Raw genomic sequence first — 12,857 nt, forward strand, 5'->3', positions numbered from 1 at the left:
CCGTGTCAGGGTGGTGTCAGGTCCGTGTAGGGGCGTACGGCGAGCATTCTCGGCATGGATACCGCCATGCAGCCCCAGGGCTTCGTCGCCAAACTGCTCGCCGACCGTCACTCCGTTCCGTTCTCCATCGCCCTGCACCTGGTGCCCGGCGCCGCCATCGTCGGCGTCTACGCCTTCCTGGCCGCTCCTCTGGTCCGGGCGATGGAGTTCCCGATCTTTCTGGCCTGGGCCATCGCCCTGGCCATCGTGCTCTTCCCGCTCCAACTCTTCCTGCTGTGGCTGGGTAAGAAGAAGACCGGCCGCTACACCATGCAAGGCATCGTGCACTACCGCGACAAACCGCTGGCCCGCCGCAAGGTCGTCTGGCTCGGCGCCGCCTGCCTGGTCTGGATGACCGTGGTCTCCCTGGCGCTGACCCCGCTGGACAACCTCGTCTACGACTGGTTCTTCACCTGGGTGAACTACCAGGGCGCAGGACCCGACGGCGCCACCTACCTCCTGGGCTACCCCCACGAGGTAGTGCTCACCACCCTGCTCATCTGCGCCCCCTTCACCGGCTTCACCCTGCCCCTGCTGGAGGAGTACTACTTCCGCGGCTTCCTGCTGCCCCGCCTGCCCCAACTCGGCACATGGGCCCCCATCGTCAACACCGCCCTGTTCTCCGTCTACCACTTCTGGGCCCCCTGGACGGTCCTGTCCAAGCTCGTCTTCCTCTACCCCGGCGTCTGGCTCGCCTGGAAGAACAAGGACATCCGCATCTCCATCACCATGCACCCCGGCTCGGCCCTGCTGATGACCCTGGTCGGCATCATCGCCCTCGCCACCGGCGCCTACACCATGTGAACCGGTCAGAACTGCGCGTGGGTCATCGTGTACCACGTCGGGGCGAAGACCAGCAGGGCCATCACGGCGACCACGGCGAGAGAGCCGAGCAGGCGCGGGGTGGTCAGCGGCGAAGACGCGGTCGGGCGCAGGTTCCACCGTCCGACCGCGAGGAACGCCGCGACGCCGCCCAGGAGGATGTTGGCGGGGATCAGGGCGTACTCGCCGCGCATGAGGTGGAACCCCGACGCGAGGACCATCGTCAGCGCCAGACCGGCCGCCGCGAGCGGCGTGAGCTTCGGCTTGACGCCCGTCAGCGCGGGGAGGATGAGCCCGATGCCGCCGAGCACCTCGACGACCCCGATGAAGACGATCAGCGGCTGCGGCACCGCCGCGTACCAGGCGACGGCCCGCGGCGCGTCCGCGTAGAGGGCGGCGTCGAACAGCAGGACCTTGCCGAAGCCGCTGCCCGCGAAGAAGAAGCCCCACACCACCTGGAGGAACCACAGCACGCGGTTCAGGGTGAAGATCGGGGTCCTGGCCTGGATGGTCTGGGTGACGGTCATCGCCGTGCTCCTTCGGAGTGCCGTTGTGCTGACAGTCCCAAGGCTCCCCCGCGGCGCTACTACATCCGCGATGCACCGGCGATGTGGGGCAGTGCCCCCATTCAGGAACTGCCCCACACCTTCCGGGTAAGCCCCAGTTTGACCACGTGCTGTTGCCGTACAGTTGCCACGTGTGGTTCGGGCTCCTCGGTCCCCTCAAGGTGGAACTCGCCGGCCGCCCCGTCCCCATCGGCAGGCGACGCGATCGGGCCGTGCTGGGCATCCTCCTCCTGGCCCTCGGCAAGGTCGTCACCACCGAGCGCCTCATCGACCTGCTGTGGGACGGCGAGCCGCCCGCCCAGGCCCACCGGGCCATCCACGCGCACGTCTCGCGGCTGCGCTCCAGCCTGTCCGGGCACGCCGCCATCACCTCGAAGGGCGGCGGGTACCTGCTCGACGCCGCGCCAGCCGAGGTGGACGCGAACCTCTTCCAGACGCTGGTCGCCGAGGCGGGTCAGGAGGTGGCGGCCGAGCGACGTACGGCGCTGCTCCAGCAGGCGCTCGGACTGTGGCGCGGCCCCGTCCTGGTCGACAGCCTGAGCGCCACCCTGCGCGAGCGGCTCTGCGCCGGGCTGGAAGAGGCCAGGCTGACCGCGACCGAAGACTGGCTGAGCGCCGAGCTCGACCTCGGTCACGAGCGGGAACGGCTGGCCGAGCTGGTGCGGCTGGCCGCCGAGCACCCGGACAGGGAACGGCTGGCCGAGCTGCACATGCTGGCCCTGCACCGCTCGGGCCGCACGGGCGCTGCGCTGGAGGTGTACGCCGGAGTGCGCGGCAGGCTGGCGGAGAACCACGGGCTCGATCCCGGCCGCCGCCTGGCCGAGCTGCACCTGGCCATCCTGCGGGCCGACCCCGGGCTGGAGACGCCTGCCGTACAGCCGCGCGAGCTGCCCGCCGACGTGCGGCGCTTCACCGGGCGGGCGGCGGAGCTGAGGGCGGTCGAGGACGTCATGACCGGCGAGGACCGGCCGCTGTTCGCCGTGCACGGCGTGGGCGGGATCGGGAAGTCCGCTTTCGCGCTGCACGCCGCGCACCGGCTGGCCGGGCACTTCCCGGACGGTCAGCTCTACGTCGACCTGCACGGAGCCACGCCCGACCTGCCCGCGTTGCGGCCGCTGGAGGTGCTGGGCCGGTTCCTGCGGTCGCTGGGCATGGCGCCCGCCGCTGTTCCGTCCGAGGTGGAGGAGGCGGCAGCGCGTTTCCGGTCGGCGACGGTGGCGCGGCGGCTGCTGGTGGTGCTCGACAACGCGCGCAGCGTCGAGCAGGTCGGGCCGCTGCTGCCGGGCGGCGCGGGCTGCGGCGTGCTGGTGACCAGCCGCAAGGTGCTGACCGGCCTGCCTGCGAGCCACCACCTGCACCTGCGCCCGCTGTCGGCGACCGAGTCGGTGGACCTGCTGGGCGGGCTGCTGGGCCAGGAGCGGGTCGCCGCCGAGCCCGAGGCAGCGGCCGAGCTGGCCCGCTTCTGTGGCGATCTCCCCCTGGCGCTGCGGATCGTCGGCGCGCGCCTGACCGCCCGTCCCGGCTGGCGGCTGGCCGAGCTGAGCGTACGGCTGGCCGACGCCAGGCTCCGCCTCGACGAGCTGGACCTGGAGCCCAGCGTCCGCGGCAGCTTTCTGGCCTCCTACCAGGAGCTCCAGAGCGGCGCCGACCCGACCGACCGGCTCGCCGACGAGGCGTTCCGCCTGGTCGGGCTGCTCGACGGGCACGACCTCGGCCTCGCCCCCGCCGCCCGGCTGCTGGACCTGCCGCAGGAGGAGGCGCGCCGGGCCCTGGAGCGCCTGGTCGACATCGGCCTGCTGGAGTCGCCCGCGTCGGGCCGCTACCACCTGCACGACCTGCTGCGCCTGTACGCCCGCGAGCTGTCCACGACCACGATCCCGATCGAAGCCCGCGAAGCCGCCGTGGCCAGGGTCTTCGAGCACTACGTGTGCGTCGCCCGCGGGCCGGGACGGCTGCTGGACGAGCGGGCCAACCTGCTGGCCGCCGTGGAGCAGGCGTCCGCCGACCCCGTCCGGCACGGCTCGGCCGTGATCGCGCTGGCCAGGGCGCTGTACCGGCCCTTCGTCATCGGCGGCCACTGGCGGGACCTGGGCACGGTGAGTACGGCGCTGCTGGAGGTGGCCCGGCGGCTCGGCGACCGCCCTGCGGAGGGCCGCGCGCTCAACGACCTGGGCCTGGCCCATCACCGGCAGGGACGGCCGGGCCTGGCCTGCGACCTGCTCGAACAGAGCCTCGCGCTCCGCCTGGAGCTTGCGGACGACCGGGGCGCCGCCATCACGCTCACCAACCTCGGCGCCGTCTACGAGCTGCGGGGGCGCTACGAGGAGGCGATGGACTGCCAGCTCAGCGCCCTCGCACTGCACGAGAAGCTGGACGACCGGCCGGGGGCCGCCGCCGCCACGAACCAGATCGGCCTGCTGCACCAGCGTCACCGGCGCTTCGCCGAGGCGCTGGCCTGCCACGGGCGAAGCCTGGCCGCCTTCCGCGAGCTCGGCCATCGCAGGGGCGAGGCGCTGAGCCTGCTGGAGCTCGGCTCGGTCCGCTCCCAGATGGACGAGCACGAGGCGGCACTGGCGTTGCTGCACCAGGCCAGGACGGCCTTCGCCGAACCGGCCAACCGGCCGGGGCTGGCCTACTGCCTGCTCTACCTGGGCCAGACCCACCGCAAGATGGGCGAGCCCGAGCGGGCGGGACACTACCTGGCCGACGCGCTGGAGCTGTTCAAGAAGATCGGGGAGCCGCGCGGGCAGGCGCACAGCCTGATGGAGCTGGGCCGTACGCTCGACGACGAAACGCTGCGCGCGGAGGCGGAACTCCTCTACGAACGCCTGGACTGACGCGTGTAGACGACGGACGTGGACGCCGACAGGGTGACCGAGGCGGGGTAGGCCGCGCCCACCGCCCAGACCGTGTCGCCGACCACCGCCAGCCCGTTGAGCGAGACCCGGCCGCCGAAGATCATCGGCGCCGACACCTCCTCCGTCCCGGTGGCCGACAGGGAGAGGATCGCCGTGGTGGGCGCGACCGCGTCGTCGTCGGGCGGGTTGGGTGCGACCAGGACGCGAACGCCGCCGCGGCCGTCTGCGACGGCCCGCAGCGGCCGCCACTGCTGTGGCAGGTCGATCTGACGCCAGGAGTGGCCGTCCCAGTGCGCGGCGAGCGGGACGGTGAGCGGCTCGACCTCGCGCTCCTCCACCGGGGGCGGGATGCGGTTACCCATGATCCAGACGTCGTCGGGGGCGGCCGCGACCAGGACGTTCGCCGCCCAGTCGAGGTGGCGCACCTGGGTCCAGCGGCTCCCGTCGGAGCGGAAGACGCCTGTCGGGGTGGAGCCCACGGCCCACAGGTCGCCGGGCGAGGTCGCGTCGAACGCCTGGAGGGCGACCCCGTCGGGGAGCGCCGTCGGCCGCCAGGCCGCGCCGTCGTGGAACCAGATCTGATCGACCGCGCCGGGCCAGTACGCCCAGGCGTGCGTGGCGTCCAGGGCTTCGATCCGCGTGCCGTACGGCAGGCCGTCCTGTGCCGCCCAGCTCTTCCCGTCCCCGCGGAACACGGTCGGGTTCCGCGTGCTGCCGGTGATCAGCCAGACGTCCGCGGGGCCCGAGGCCGCGGCGTCCAGGACGCCTCCTTTGGCCTGCTCGGGGAGCGGGCTCGGGGTCCAGTGCTCGCCGTCCCCTCTGAGCGCGTACGGCCTGCCGTTCCTGTCCGTCCCGGTCCTGCCGAAGGCCCACAGGTCGTCCGGCGCGACCGCCACCACCTGCGACAACGTGTCGAAGAGCCCGTGGTCGGCCAGGTGGGAGAGCTTCCACGACTCGCCCCGTCGATCGGCACGGCGACGGGGGTCCGGTCAACCGTCGCCTCCTCACCACGTCCATCCGTAAGCTACAGGGCGTGGCTCATCAGGACTTCGGGTTGCGCGTGCCGGGCGTGGTCACCTGCAGGGGATTCAGCAAGGAGATCACGACACCGACCCGGCAGCGCGAGCTGCCGTCCAGGAACGTCACGCTGATGATCAATTTCGAGGCGCCGCTGGCCGTGTCCGGCCGGACCGGCGGATCCTTCGTCGCCGGGCTGCAGTCCGGCCCGCAGTTCGTCGAACGCTCCGGCCGCCAGCACGGCATCCACCTCGAGCTGGCTCCCCTGGCCGCGCACGCCATCCTCGGCGTGCCGATGCACGAGCTGGCCGGTGAGATGGTCGACCTGTCCGAGCTGCTCGGCCCGCTGACCGAGCGGTTGTACGGCGAGGCGACCTGGCAGAGCCGCCTCGCCCTGCTGCGTACGACGTTGCTGGGCCTTCTGGACCAGGGCGTCCGGCCCAGCCCGGTGGTGCTGCAGTGCTGGCACCTGCTCCGGGCGGGCAACGGCGCGGTGCCGGTCAGTGAACTGGTCCGCCAGTCAGGGTGGAGCCATCGCCACCTGATCGCCAGGTTCCGCGAGGAGATCGGCGTCACGCCGAAGGAGCTGGCCAGGCTGATGCGCTTCGAGCACGCCGTGAACCTGCTGCGCGAACCAGGCTCGGCGCTCTCCACCGTGGCCGCCGAGGCCGGTTTCTACGACCAGACGCACCTCAACCGGGAGTTCCATCGGCTGGCCGGTTGCCTGCCCCGGTCAGTTTTCTCCTAGAGCGCCCGGATCCCCTGCGCCTAGCTTGCCCGCGTGAGAACAACGACATCCCTGGTCATCGCCGCCGCCCTGTTGTCCGGCTGCGCCCCGGCCGCTCCCGCCGCCGCCCCCAAGGCCTCTGCCGTACCCACGCCGTTCTGCGTCGAGGCGGGCGAGGGCCGCTATGCCGACGGCGTACTGATCCTCGGGAAGGGCGACCGGGGCATCGTCGCCGGAGCGCAGGCCAACGGCGGCGTCTGCCAGATGCTGCCCTTCGCCAGGGAGATGGCGGCCAAGGGCTACCGGGTCGCGGTCTTCGACTGGAAGCAGCCCTACGACCAGGCCATGGCCGCGGCCACCCGGGCCCTCGTCGCCGACGGCGCGGGCAAGGTGGTGCTCGGCGGGTTCTCCCGCGGCGCCCTGGTCGGCCTCGGCGTGGCCCCCACGCTCGGGAAGGAGGTCGTCGGCGTCTTCTCCGTCAGCGGCGGCCCGTCGCCCAGCGAGGGGTTCGCGACGATCGAGTCCGTCAGCGGCTTCGACGGCCCGATCCTGCTGATCAGCAGCGAGGAGGACCGGGTCTTCCCCGCGGGAACCAACCGCAGGATCGCGGCCGCGCACAACGGTCCAGAGACGGTGCTCATGCTGCCCGGTTCGCTGCACGCCCTGTCCCTGCTCGACGGCCCGGACAAGGCGCGCGTCAGGAAGGCGCTGGACGACTTCCTGACGAGTGTCCTGCGCTAGAACCTTGACTCGCTCTTGACCCGCGTCGGCGGCTCGCGGGCGGATCCTGTATGCATGAAAGACGGTGAGCACGAGTTGCGCGACTGCCTCATCAACGTCGCCGCATACCTTGCTGGCTTGGCCAAGCAGGAGAAGAACGTCCACCTGCACGCCGAGCACGAGCCGGCCGGGGGCATCGTCGCGGCCGAGCTCGAAGAGCCGAGCCGCCCGGTGGCGGTGTCGGCGCGCAAAAGAAACACCACGGCGAACGACACGCCCCGGGTGCAAGGCTGGTGACGCTCGTGTTGCATGTCTCAGATGATCGACTACCCGCTGGAACGACTCCGCGCCTCCGCCCGCCGTACCCCCGCGTTCGATCCCTTCCCCCTGCTTGAGGCCCTCCACCGCCACGGCGCCGTCGCCGTTGTGATCGGGCAGGTGGCTGGCATCATGCACGGATCCATCGAACCGACCGGCGACCTGGACCTGCTCTGGGACGGCTCCCCTGCGCACGCCCCAGCCCTGGCGGCCGCCCTCGCCTCCGTCGGCGCCCGGCTCGCGGACGAGAGGGGCGGCCCGCTGGCGATGCGCCCGGAGTCCCTCCTGCGCCCCAAGGTGCAGTTCACCTCGCCCGGAGCCGTCGGCGACTGCTGCACCCCGGCGCTCCCCTGGGGCAACCTCTCCGTCCGGGAGTGCCTCGACCGCGCGATCACCACGGTCGACCCGGGCGGCCTGGCCGTCCGCTATGTCTCCAGGGAGGACCTGATCCTGATGCGCCGCGCCCTGGGCCGCCCCAAGGACCTCAGGCGAGCGGACGAACTGGACGCCGCCGCGGGCAGTTAGGCACTCCCTACTTCTACCCCTGGTTGTGCCTGGGCTCCGATGGCCGGCGTTGCTTGCATGGATCACGTAACCCCCAAGCGTTTCTGGAGTGATCGTGAGCAAGCCTGTCCTGGAGCCCGCGGCCCAAGCCTTCGCCGAGGCCACCGCCCAGCCCCCTTACCTCTTCCAGATCGAGCCGAGCGAGGGCCGCAAGGCCGTCGACGACGTCCAGTCGGGCCCGATCGGCATGCCCGCCGTCGACGAGGAGTGGGTGACCATCGCCGGAGGCCCGACCGGTGAGGTCAGGGCGCGCATCGTCAAACCCGCGGGGACCGTGGGTGAGCTGCCCGTCATCGTCTACATCCACGGTGCGGGATGGGTGTTCGGCAACGCGCACACCCACGACCGGCTGGTGCGCGAGCTGGCCGTCGGAACGGGCGCGGCCGTTGTGTTCCCCGAGTACGACCTGTCGCCCGAGCACCGCTACCCGGTGGCGATCGAGCAGAACTGGACGGTCGCCACCTGGATCGTCGCGGAAGGACGAACCAAGGGGCTGGACCCGGACCGGATCGCGGTGGCGGGAGACTCCGTCGGCGGGAACATGAGCGCGGCACTGACGCTGATGGCCAAGCAGCGCGGCGGGATCGAGCTGCGGCAGCAGGTGCTGTTCTACCCGGTGACGGACGCCGCCTTCGACACCGGCTCCTACGAGCAGTTCGCCACCGGCTACTTCCTGCGCCGGGACGGCATGCGGTGGTTCTGGGACCAGTACACCACCTCCCCGCGGGACCGCGCCGAGATCACCGCATCCCCGCTGCGCGCCACCGCCGAGCAACTCACCGGCCTACCGCCCGCCCTGGTCATCACCGCCGAGGCCGACGTGCTGCGCGACGAGGGCGAGGCCTACGCGAACAAGCTGCGCGCGGCCGGGGTGCCCGTGACCGCGGTGCGGTTCCAGGGGATCATCCACGACTTCGTCATGCTCAACGCCCTGCGCGAGACGCGGGCCGCCCAGGCGGCCATCGACCTCGCCATCGCCATCCTGCGCCACGCCCTGCGCTCCGCCTGACCTGAAAGGACAACCGCATGTCGCATGATCTCGCCCAGATCGAGGCCGCCAACGCGTCCGGCCGTGTCCCCGTCGTCTTCGTCCACGGCCTGTGGCTGCTGCCCAGCAGCTGGGACCGCTGGGCCGGGGTGTTCGCCGAGGCCGGGTTCCACCCGGTGCTGCCCGGCTGGCCCGACGACCCGGAGACGGTGGCCGAGGCCAAAGAGCACCCCGAGGTGTTCGCGCACAAGACCGTCGGCCAGGTCGCCGACCACTTCACCGGCCTCATCAGCAAGCTGGAGCGCAAGCCGGTCATCGTCGGCCATTCCTTCGGCGGGCTGCTCACCCAGATCCTCGCCGGGCGCGGCCTGGCCTGCGTCAGCGTGGCGATCGACCCGGCGCCGTTCCAGGGCGTGCTCCCGCTGCCGGTCTCCTCGCTGCGCGCCGCCGCCCCCGTGCTGGCCAACCCGGCCAACATCCACCGGGCCGTGCCCCTGACCTACGACCAGTTCCGCTACGCCTTCGCCAACGCCCTCACCGACCAGGAGGCCAGGGAGCTGTACGACGAGTTCTCCGTACCCGCGCCGGGAGCTCCCCTGTTCCAGGCGGCGGTGGCCAACTTCAACCCGTGGAGCGAGACCAAGGTCGACAGTACGGCGGAGCACCGCGGGCCGCTGCTGCTCATCTCCGGGGAGAAGGACCACACCGTGCCGTGGGCCATCACCAACGCCTCCTACAAGAAGCAGGCGCGCAACGAGCACGCGGTCACCGAGATCGTCGAGATGCCCGGCCGCGGCCACTCGCTCACCATCGACAGCGGCTGGCGCGAGGTCTGCGGTACGGCTCTCGCGTTCGTGCGGCGGTTCGTCTAGGGGAGGTCCGCCTTCACCGCGGCCGCCAGCTCGTTCTCACCGGCGGCGGTGTAGATCTCGTACGCCTCCAGGAGAACCTGCCGGGCCGCTTCCGGCTCACCGGTCGCATCGAGCGCGGTGGCCAGGTGGCGCAGGGTCCGCCCGATGCTCCGGACGATCGGGTGGGCCCGCAGCTGCGGCAGCGCCTGCCGGTAGTGCTCGACCGCCTCCGGCCAGCGGCCCAGCGAGCTGTAGGCGTCCCCCAGCCCGTCAAGGGCGGAGCCCAGGCTGAAGGCGATGATCGCCGGGGACCCGCCGTACGACGGGTCGCCCAGGGCGGCCGCCAGCTCTCGCAGGAGGGCGAGCGCCTCCTCCACCTGGTCCAGCCGGGACAGGCAGTCGGCCGCCGACAGCACCGCCTGCGCATACCCCTCCGCGTCGCCCTCCCGCGCCAGCAGGTCGGCGCCCCGCATGGCGTGCTCGACGGCGCCCCGCAGGTCGTCCGTACCCCCGAGGTCGCGCAGCGCCCAGCTCGCGTACATCAGGGACCAGCCCATCTGCCGCACGTCACCGGCCTTCTCCGCCAGCTCCAGCGCGGCCAGTGCGGCCCGCTCGCCGTCGGCGAAGCGCCGCTCGGTGATGCTGAGAGCCCACGACAGGTAGTTGAGGTGCACCGCCTGCAGCCCCGGATCGTCCAGCGCTCCCGCGGCGGCCGACGACCTCTCGAACACCTCCCGCCAGAACCCGCAGTGCATCCACCGGTCGGAGAACCAGTGCATCGACTCGGCCACCTCGACCACCCGCGCGTGCTCCCCATCGCGCGAAGCCGCCCGCAGCGCCGCCAGCCACGCCTCGCTCTCGCTCCGCAGCCACGCCTCGGCCTCATCCGCGCCCTCCAGCGCGATCACCGCGTTCCAGCCCGGGGGCGGTGCGCCGAACCCGGGCTCGAACCAGCGACCGGCGACCACCGCCACGTCCAGCAGCCAGCTCTCCATCCGCCGCCGCGCGGACCGCTGCTCCTCGATCGGCTCCTGCTCCGACAGCCGGGCACGCGCGTACAGGCGCACCAGGTCGTGGAAGCGGTAGCGCGCCGCGAACGGTGACTGCAGGAGCCCCAGCTCGACCAGCTCTTCCAGCGCGTCCTCCGCCTCCCACACGTCGAGCTCGGCCAGGACCGCGGCCAGCGGCACCCCGAAGTCCGGGGCAGCGGCCAGCGCCAGGCGACGGAAGACCCGCTGCGCCGTCGGCGAGAGCTGGCGGTAGGACAGGTGGAACGCGCCGGCCACCGCCAGGTCCCCGGCGGCCAGCGCCTCCAGCCGCCGCTCCTCGTCGCCGAGCCGCCCGGCCAGCTGGCCCAGGTCCCAGCCGGGACGGCTCTGCAGCCGGTTGCCCGCGATCCGTACGGCCAGCGGCAGGTTCCCGCACAACCGTGCGACCTCGGCCAGCCCGCGCGGGTCCGCTCCTGCCCGTTCCCTGCCGATGATGGCCGCCAGCAGCGCCGCCGCCTCCTCGCCCGGCAGCTGGGCCAGCGGGATCTGGCGCACCCCTTCCAGCCCTGCCAGGCTGCGGCGGCTGGTGATCAGCGTCATGCCCGGTCCTGCCGCTGGCAGCAGCGGCCGCACCTGGGCCTCACCGGCGGCGTTGTCCAGCACGATCAGGCAGCGCCGCTCCCGCAGCAGCGCCCGGTACTGCCCGGCCCGCTCGGCCTCGTCACTGGGGATGCTCCGCTCGGCCACCCCGAGCCCCTTCAGCAGCCGCGCCAGCGCCGTCGCGGGGGCCAGCGGGAGCGCGTCCATGCCGCGCAGGTCCACATACAGGCGGCCGTCGGGAAACCGCCCGGCCAGCCGTTCTGCGGCATGTACGGCGAGCGACGTCTTCCCCATTCCCGCTGGCCCCGAGATCGTGACCACCACCGCCGGGCCGCCCGCCCGGACGCCGTCGGCGAGGTCGTCCAGCACGTCGAGCTCCGCCGTACGGCCGGTGAAATCGCCCATGTCACGGGGAAACTCGCACGCGCCGCCGACCGTGACGGCCGAGCGCGGACGGCCGCCGCTCGCCGCCTCTGTCAGCTCCTGGGCCGCCTGCGGCGTCAGGTCCAGCGCCCTGGCCAGAGCCTGGACGGTACGGCGCTGCGGGCCGCGACTGGCCCCGCGCTCCATGTTGCCGATGGCGCGCACGCTCACGCCGGAGGCGTGGGACAGCTCCTCGATGGTGAGCTTCGCCGCATGCCGGAAGCCGCGTAACAACGCTCCGAAGTCTGCTCCGATCATCCCGCGAAGTTACGATGGATGCGGCTTTCCGGCCCGACTGGCGCTGCAGACTTCTTTTCTCTTTGTGCACGTTCTCGAAGGGAGCCCCGTGGCCACAGTGATCGACTCCAGCGTCGTGGCTCCCGCCGAACGGGCCGAGGCGATCCGTGACGTCATCTGGCGCCAGGTCGTCCGGGTCGAGATCGAGCACCATCCCGTGAAGGAGCGAATCTCGGCCGTGGGCGCCATCACCCAGCTCGGCGCGCTGAACATCTGCTCGGTGCGCTCCAACGCCACGACGGTGTCCAGGACCCGGCCGCTCGTCCGCGACGACCTGGAGCCCTCGGTGTTCGTCAGCCTCCAGCTCTCCGGTTCCAGCATGGTGGTCCAGGGGGCGCGCGAGGCGGTGCTCAACCCCGGCGACCTGGCGCTCTACGACACCAGAATCCCTTACACGCTGGTCAATCCCACCGGCATCCACCAGCACTTCTTCCGCATCCCGTGCGGCGAGCTGGCGCTGCCGCAGAAGGCGATCGAGCAGATCACCGCGGTACGGCTCGGCAGCGAGGATCCGGTGGCAGGCCTCGCCGCCACCTACTTCACCCGCCTGGCCGACAGCCAGCGGCAGCTCGGCCGCGAGGAGCGGCTCGCCCAGCCCAGCATCGACCTCCTGCGCGCGGTGATCACCTCCCGGCTGGGCGACGACCGGCTCGCAGCGGAGCCGCTGCAGACCACCCTGGAGCGGCGGATCATGGAGTACCTGCGGGCGCACCTGTCCGACCACGACCTCAGCCCGGCGCGGATCGCCCACGCCCACCACATCTCGATCCGACAGCTCTACGCGGTCATGGCGCGGGCGGACATCTCCCTCGCCACCTGGGTGCGAACCCAGCGGCTCGAGGAATGCCGCAAGGCACTGACGCGGCCGGGAGCGCGACACCTGACGATCGAGGCCGTCGCGCGGCGTTGGGGGTTCACCAACGCCACCCATTTCAGCCGCCTGTTCAAGCAGGCCTACGGCGTGACGCCCCGGGAGTACCGGGAGTCATCCTCTCGCAGCGGCCGATGACCGGCTGAGGCGAACGCCACCAGCGCCAGGACTACGGCCGCGAAAGTGGCGGCGCTGCCGTTCCGCGCG

12 protein-coding genes are annotated in these 12,857 nt (G+C 72.1%); 9 read left to right on the forward strand and 3 right to left on the reverse strand.

Translation table 11 applies throughout. The features are described from left to right. Positions 1–54 precede the first annotated feature (54 nt). Positions 55–843 (forward strand): type II CAAX prenyl endopeptidase Rce1 family protein, encoded by a 789-nt coding sequence (locus ACIBG8_RS08250; RefSeq protein WP_397341898.1) that lies wholly within the window; start codon positions 55–57, stop codon positions 841–843. 5 nt (positions 844–848) lie between these two features. Here the strand turns inward: ACIBG8_RS08250 and ACIBG8_RS08255 are convergent, their stop codons facing one another. After that, complete coding sequence (locus ACIBG8_RS08255) at positions 849–1,388, reverse strand: DoxX family protein (RefSeq protein ID WP_397341899.1); 540 nt, start codon at positions 1,386–1,388, stop codon at positions 849–851. Positions 1,389–1,558: 170 nt separating this feature from the next. Here ACIBG8_RS08255 and ACIBG8_RS08260 point away from each other — a divergent pair, with 170 nt between their 5' ends. Next, positions 1,559–4,264 (forward strand): tetratricopeptide repeat protein, encoded by a 2,706-nt coding sequence (locus tag ACIBG8_RS08260; RefSeq protein WP_397341900.1) that lies wholly within the window; start codon positions 1,559–1,561, stop codon positions 4,262–4,264. Here the strand turns inward: ACIBG8_RS08260 and ACIBG8_RS08265 are convergent. Then, the gene (locus ACIBG8_RS08265) at positions 4,246–5,184 is read right to left on the reverse strand and encodes a hypothetical protein (protein WP_397341901.1); all 939 of its coding nucleotides are present in this window, start codon (positions 5,182–5,184) and stop codon (positions 4,246–4,248) included. The genes ACIBG8_RS08260 and ACIBG8_RS08265 overlap by 19 nt on opposite strands. A gap of 134 nt (positions 5,185–5,318) precedes the next feature. Between ACIBG8_RS08265 and ACIBG8_RS08270 the strand changes: the two genes are divergently transcribed. The 6 genes from ACIBG8_RS08270 to ACIBG8_RS08295 all read left to right on the forward strand — a co-directional run bounded on the left by ACIBG8_RS08270 (position 5,319) and on the right by ACIBG8_RS08295 (position 9,491). Then, complete coding sequence (locus tag ACIBG8_RS08270) at positions 5,319–6,050, forward strand: helix-turn-helix domain-containing protein (protein ID WP_397341902.1); 732 nt, start codon at positions 5,319–5,321, stop codon at positions 6,048–6,050. Positions 6,051–6,083: 33 nt separating this feature from the next. After that, a complete protein-coding gene (locus ACIBG8_RS08275) occupies positions 6,084–6,770 on the forward strand; it encodes an alpha/beta hydrolase (RefSeq protein WP_397341903.1) in 687 nt (228 codons plus the stop codon). A 54-nt stretch (positions 6,771–6,824) separates the two neighbouring features. Continuing rightward, positions 6,825–7,046: a hypothetical protein gene (locus ACIBG8_RS08280; RefSeq protein WP_397341904.1), complete on the forward strand. Its 222-nt coding sequence runs from the start codon at positions 6,825–6,827 to the stop codon at positions 7,044–7,046. 12 nt (positions 7,047–7,058) lie between these two features. Next, positions 7,059–7,592 (forward strand): hypothetical protein, encoded by a 534-nt coding sequence (locus ACIBG8_RS08285; RefSeq protein ID WP_397341905.1) that lies wholly within the window; start codon positions 7,059–7,061, stop codon positions 7,590–7,592. A gap of 88 nt (positions 7,593–7,680) precedes the next feature. Beyond that, positions 7,681–8,640 (forward strand): alpha/beta hydrolase, encoded by a 960-nt coding sequence (locus ACIBG8_RS08290; protein WP_397341906.1) that lies wholly within the window; start codon positions 7,681–7,683, stop codon positions 8,638–8,640. A gap of 17 nt (positions 8,641–8,657) precedes the next feature. Then, positions 8,658–9,491 (forward strand): alpha/beta hydrolase, encoded by an 834-nt coding sequence (locus ACIBG8_RS08295; protein WP_397341907.1) that lies wholly within the window; start codon positions 8,658–8,660, stop codon positions 9,489–9,491. On the opposite strand, the gene ACIBG8_RS08300 is transcribed toward ACIBG8_RS08295, so the two are convergent. Next, positions 9,488–11,740 (reverse strand): ATP-binding protein, encoded by a 2,253-nt coding sequence (locus ACIBG8_RS08300; protein ID WP_397341908.1) that lies wholly within the window; start codon positions 11,738–11,740, stop codon positions 9,488–9,490. The genes ACIBG8_RS08295 and ACIBG8_RS08300 overlap by 4 nt on opposite strands. Before the next feature lie 88 nt (positions 11,741–11,828). Between ACIBG8_RS08300 and ACIBG8_RS08305 the strand changes: the two genes are divergently transcribed. Further along, positions 11,829–12,788: a helix-turn-helix domain-containing protein gene (locus ACIBG8_RS08305; protein ID WP_397341909.1), complete on the forward strand. Its 960-nt coding sequence runs from the start codon at positions 11,829–11,831 to the stop codon at positions 12,786–12,788. The last annotated feature ends 69 nt before the right edge of the window (positions 12,789–12,857 follow it).

It is taken from the genome of Nonomuraea sp. NPDC050556, assembly GCF_044457355.1.
In the GTDB taxonomy this organism is placed as follows: domain Bacteria; phylum Actinomycetota; class Actinomycetes; order Streptosporangiales; family Streptosporangiaceae; genus Nonomuraea.

Bases quoted from the DNA above. Each gene is read 5' to 3' on its own strand.
- ACIBG8_RS08250 (WP_397341898.1), top strand. From the start codon at position 55: ATGGATACCGCCATGCAGCCCCAGGGCTTCGTCGCCAAACTGCTCGCC.
- ACIBG8_RS08255 (WP_397341899.1), bottom strand. From the start codon at position 1,388: ATGACCGTCACCCAGACCATCCAGGCCAGGACCCCGATCTTCACCCTG.
- ACIBG8_RS08280 (WP_397341904.1), top strand. From the start codon at position 6,825: ATGAAAGACGGTGAGCACGAGTTGCGCGACTGCCTCATCAACGTCGCC.
- ACIBG8_RS08285 (WP_397341905.1), top strand. From the start codon at position 7,059: ATGTCTCAGATGATCGACTACCCGCTGGAACGACTCCGCGCCTCCGCC.
- ACIBG8_RS08295 (WP_397341907.1), top strand. From the start codon at position 8,658: ATGTCGCATGATCTCGCCCAGATCGAGGCCGCCAACGCGTCCGGCCGT.
- ACIBG8_RS08300 (WP_397341908.1), bottom strand. From the start codon at position 11,740: ATGATCGGAGCAGACTTCGGAGCGTTGTTACGCGGCTTCCGGCATGCG.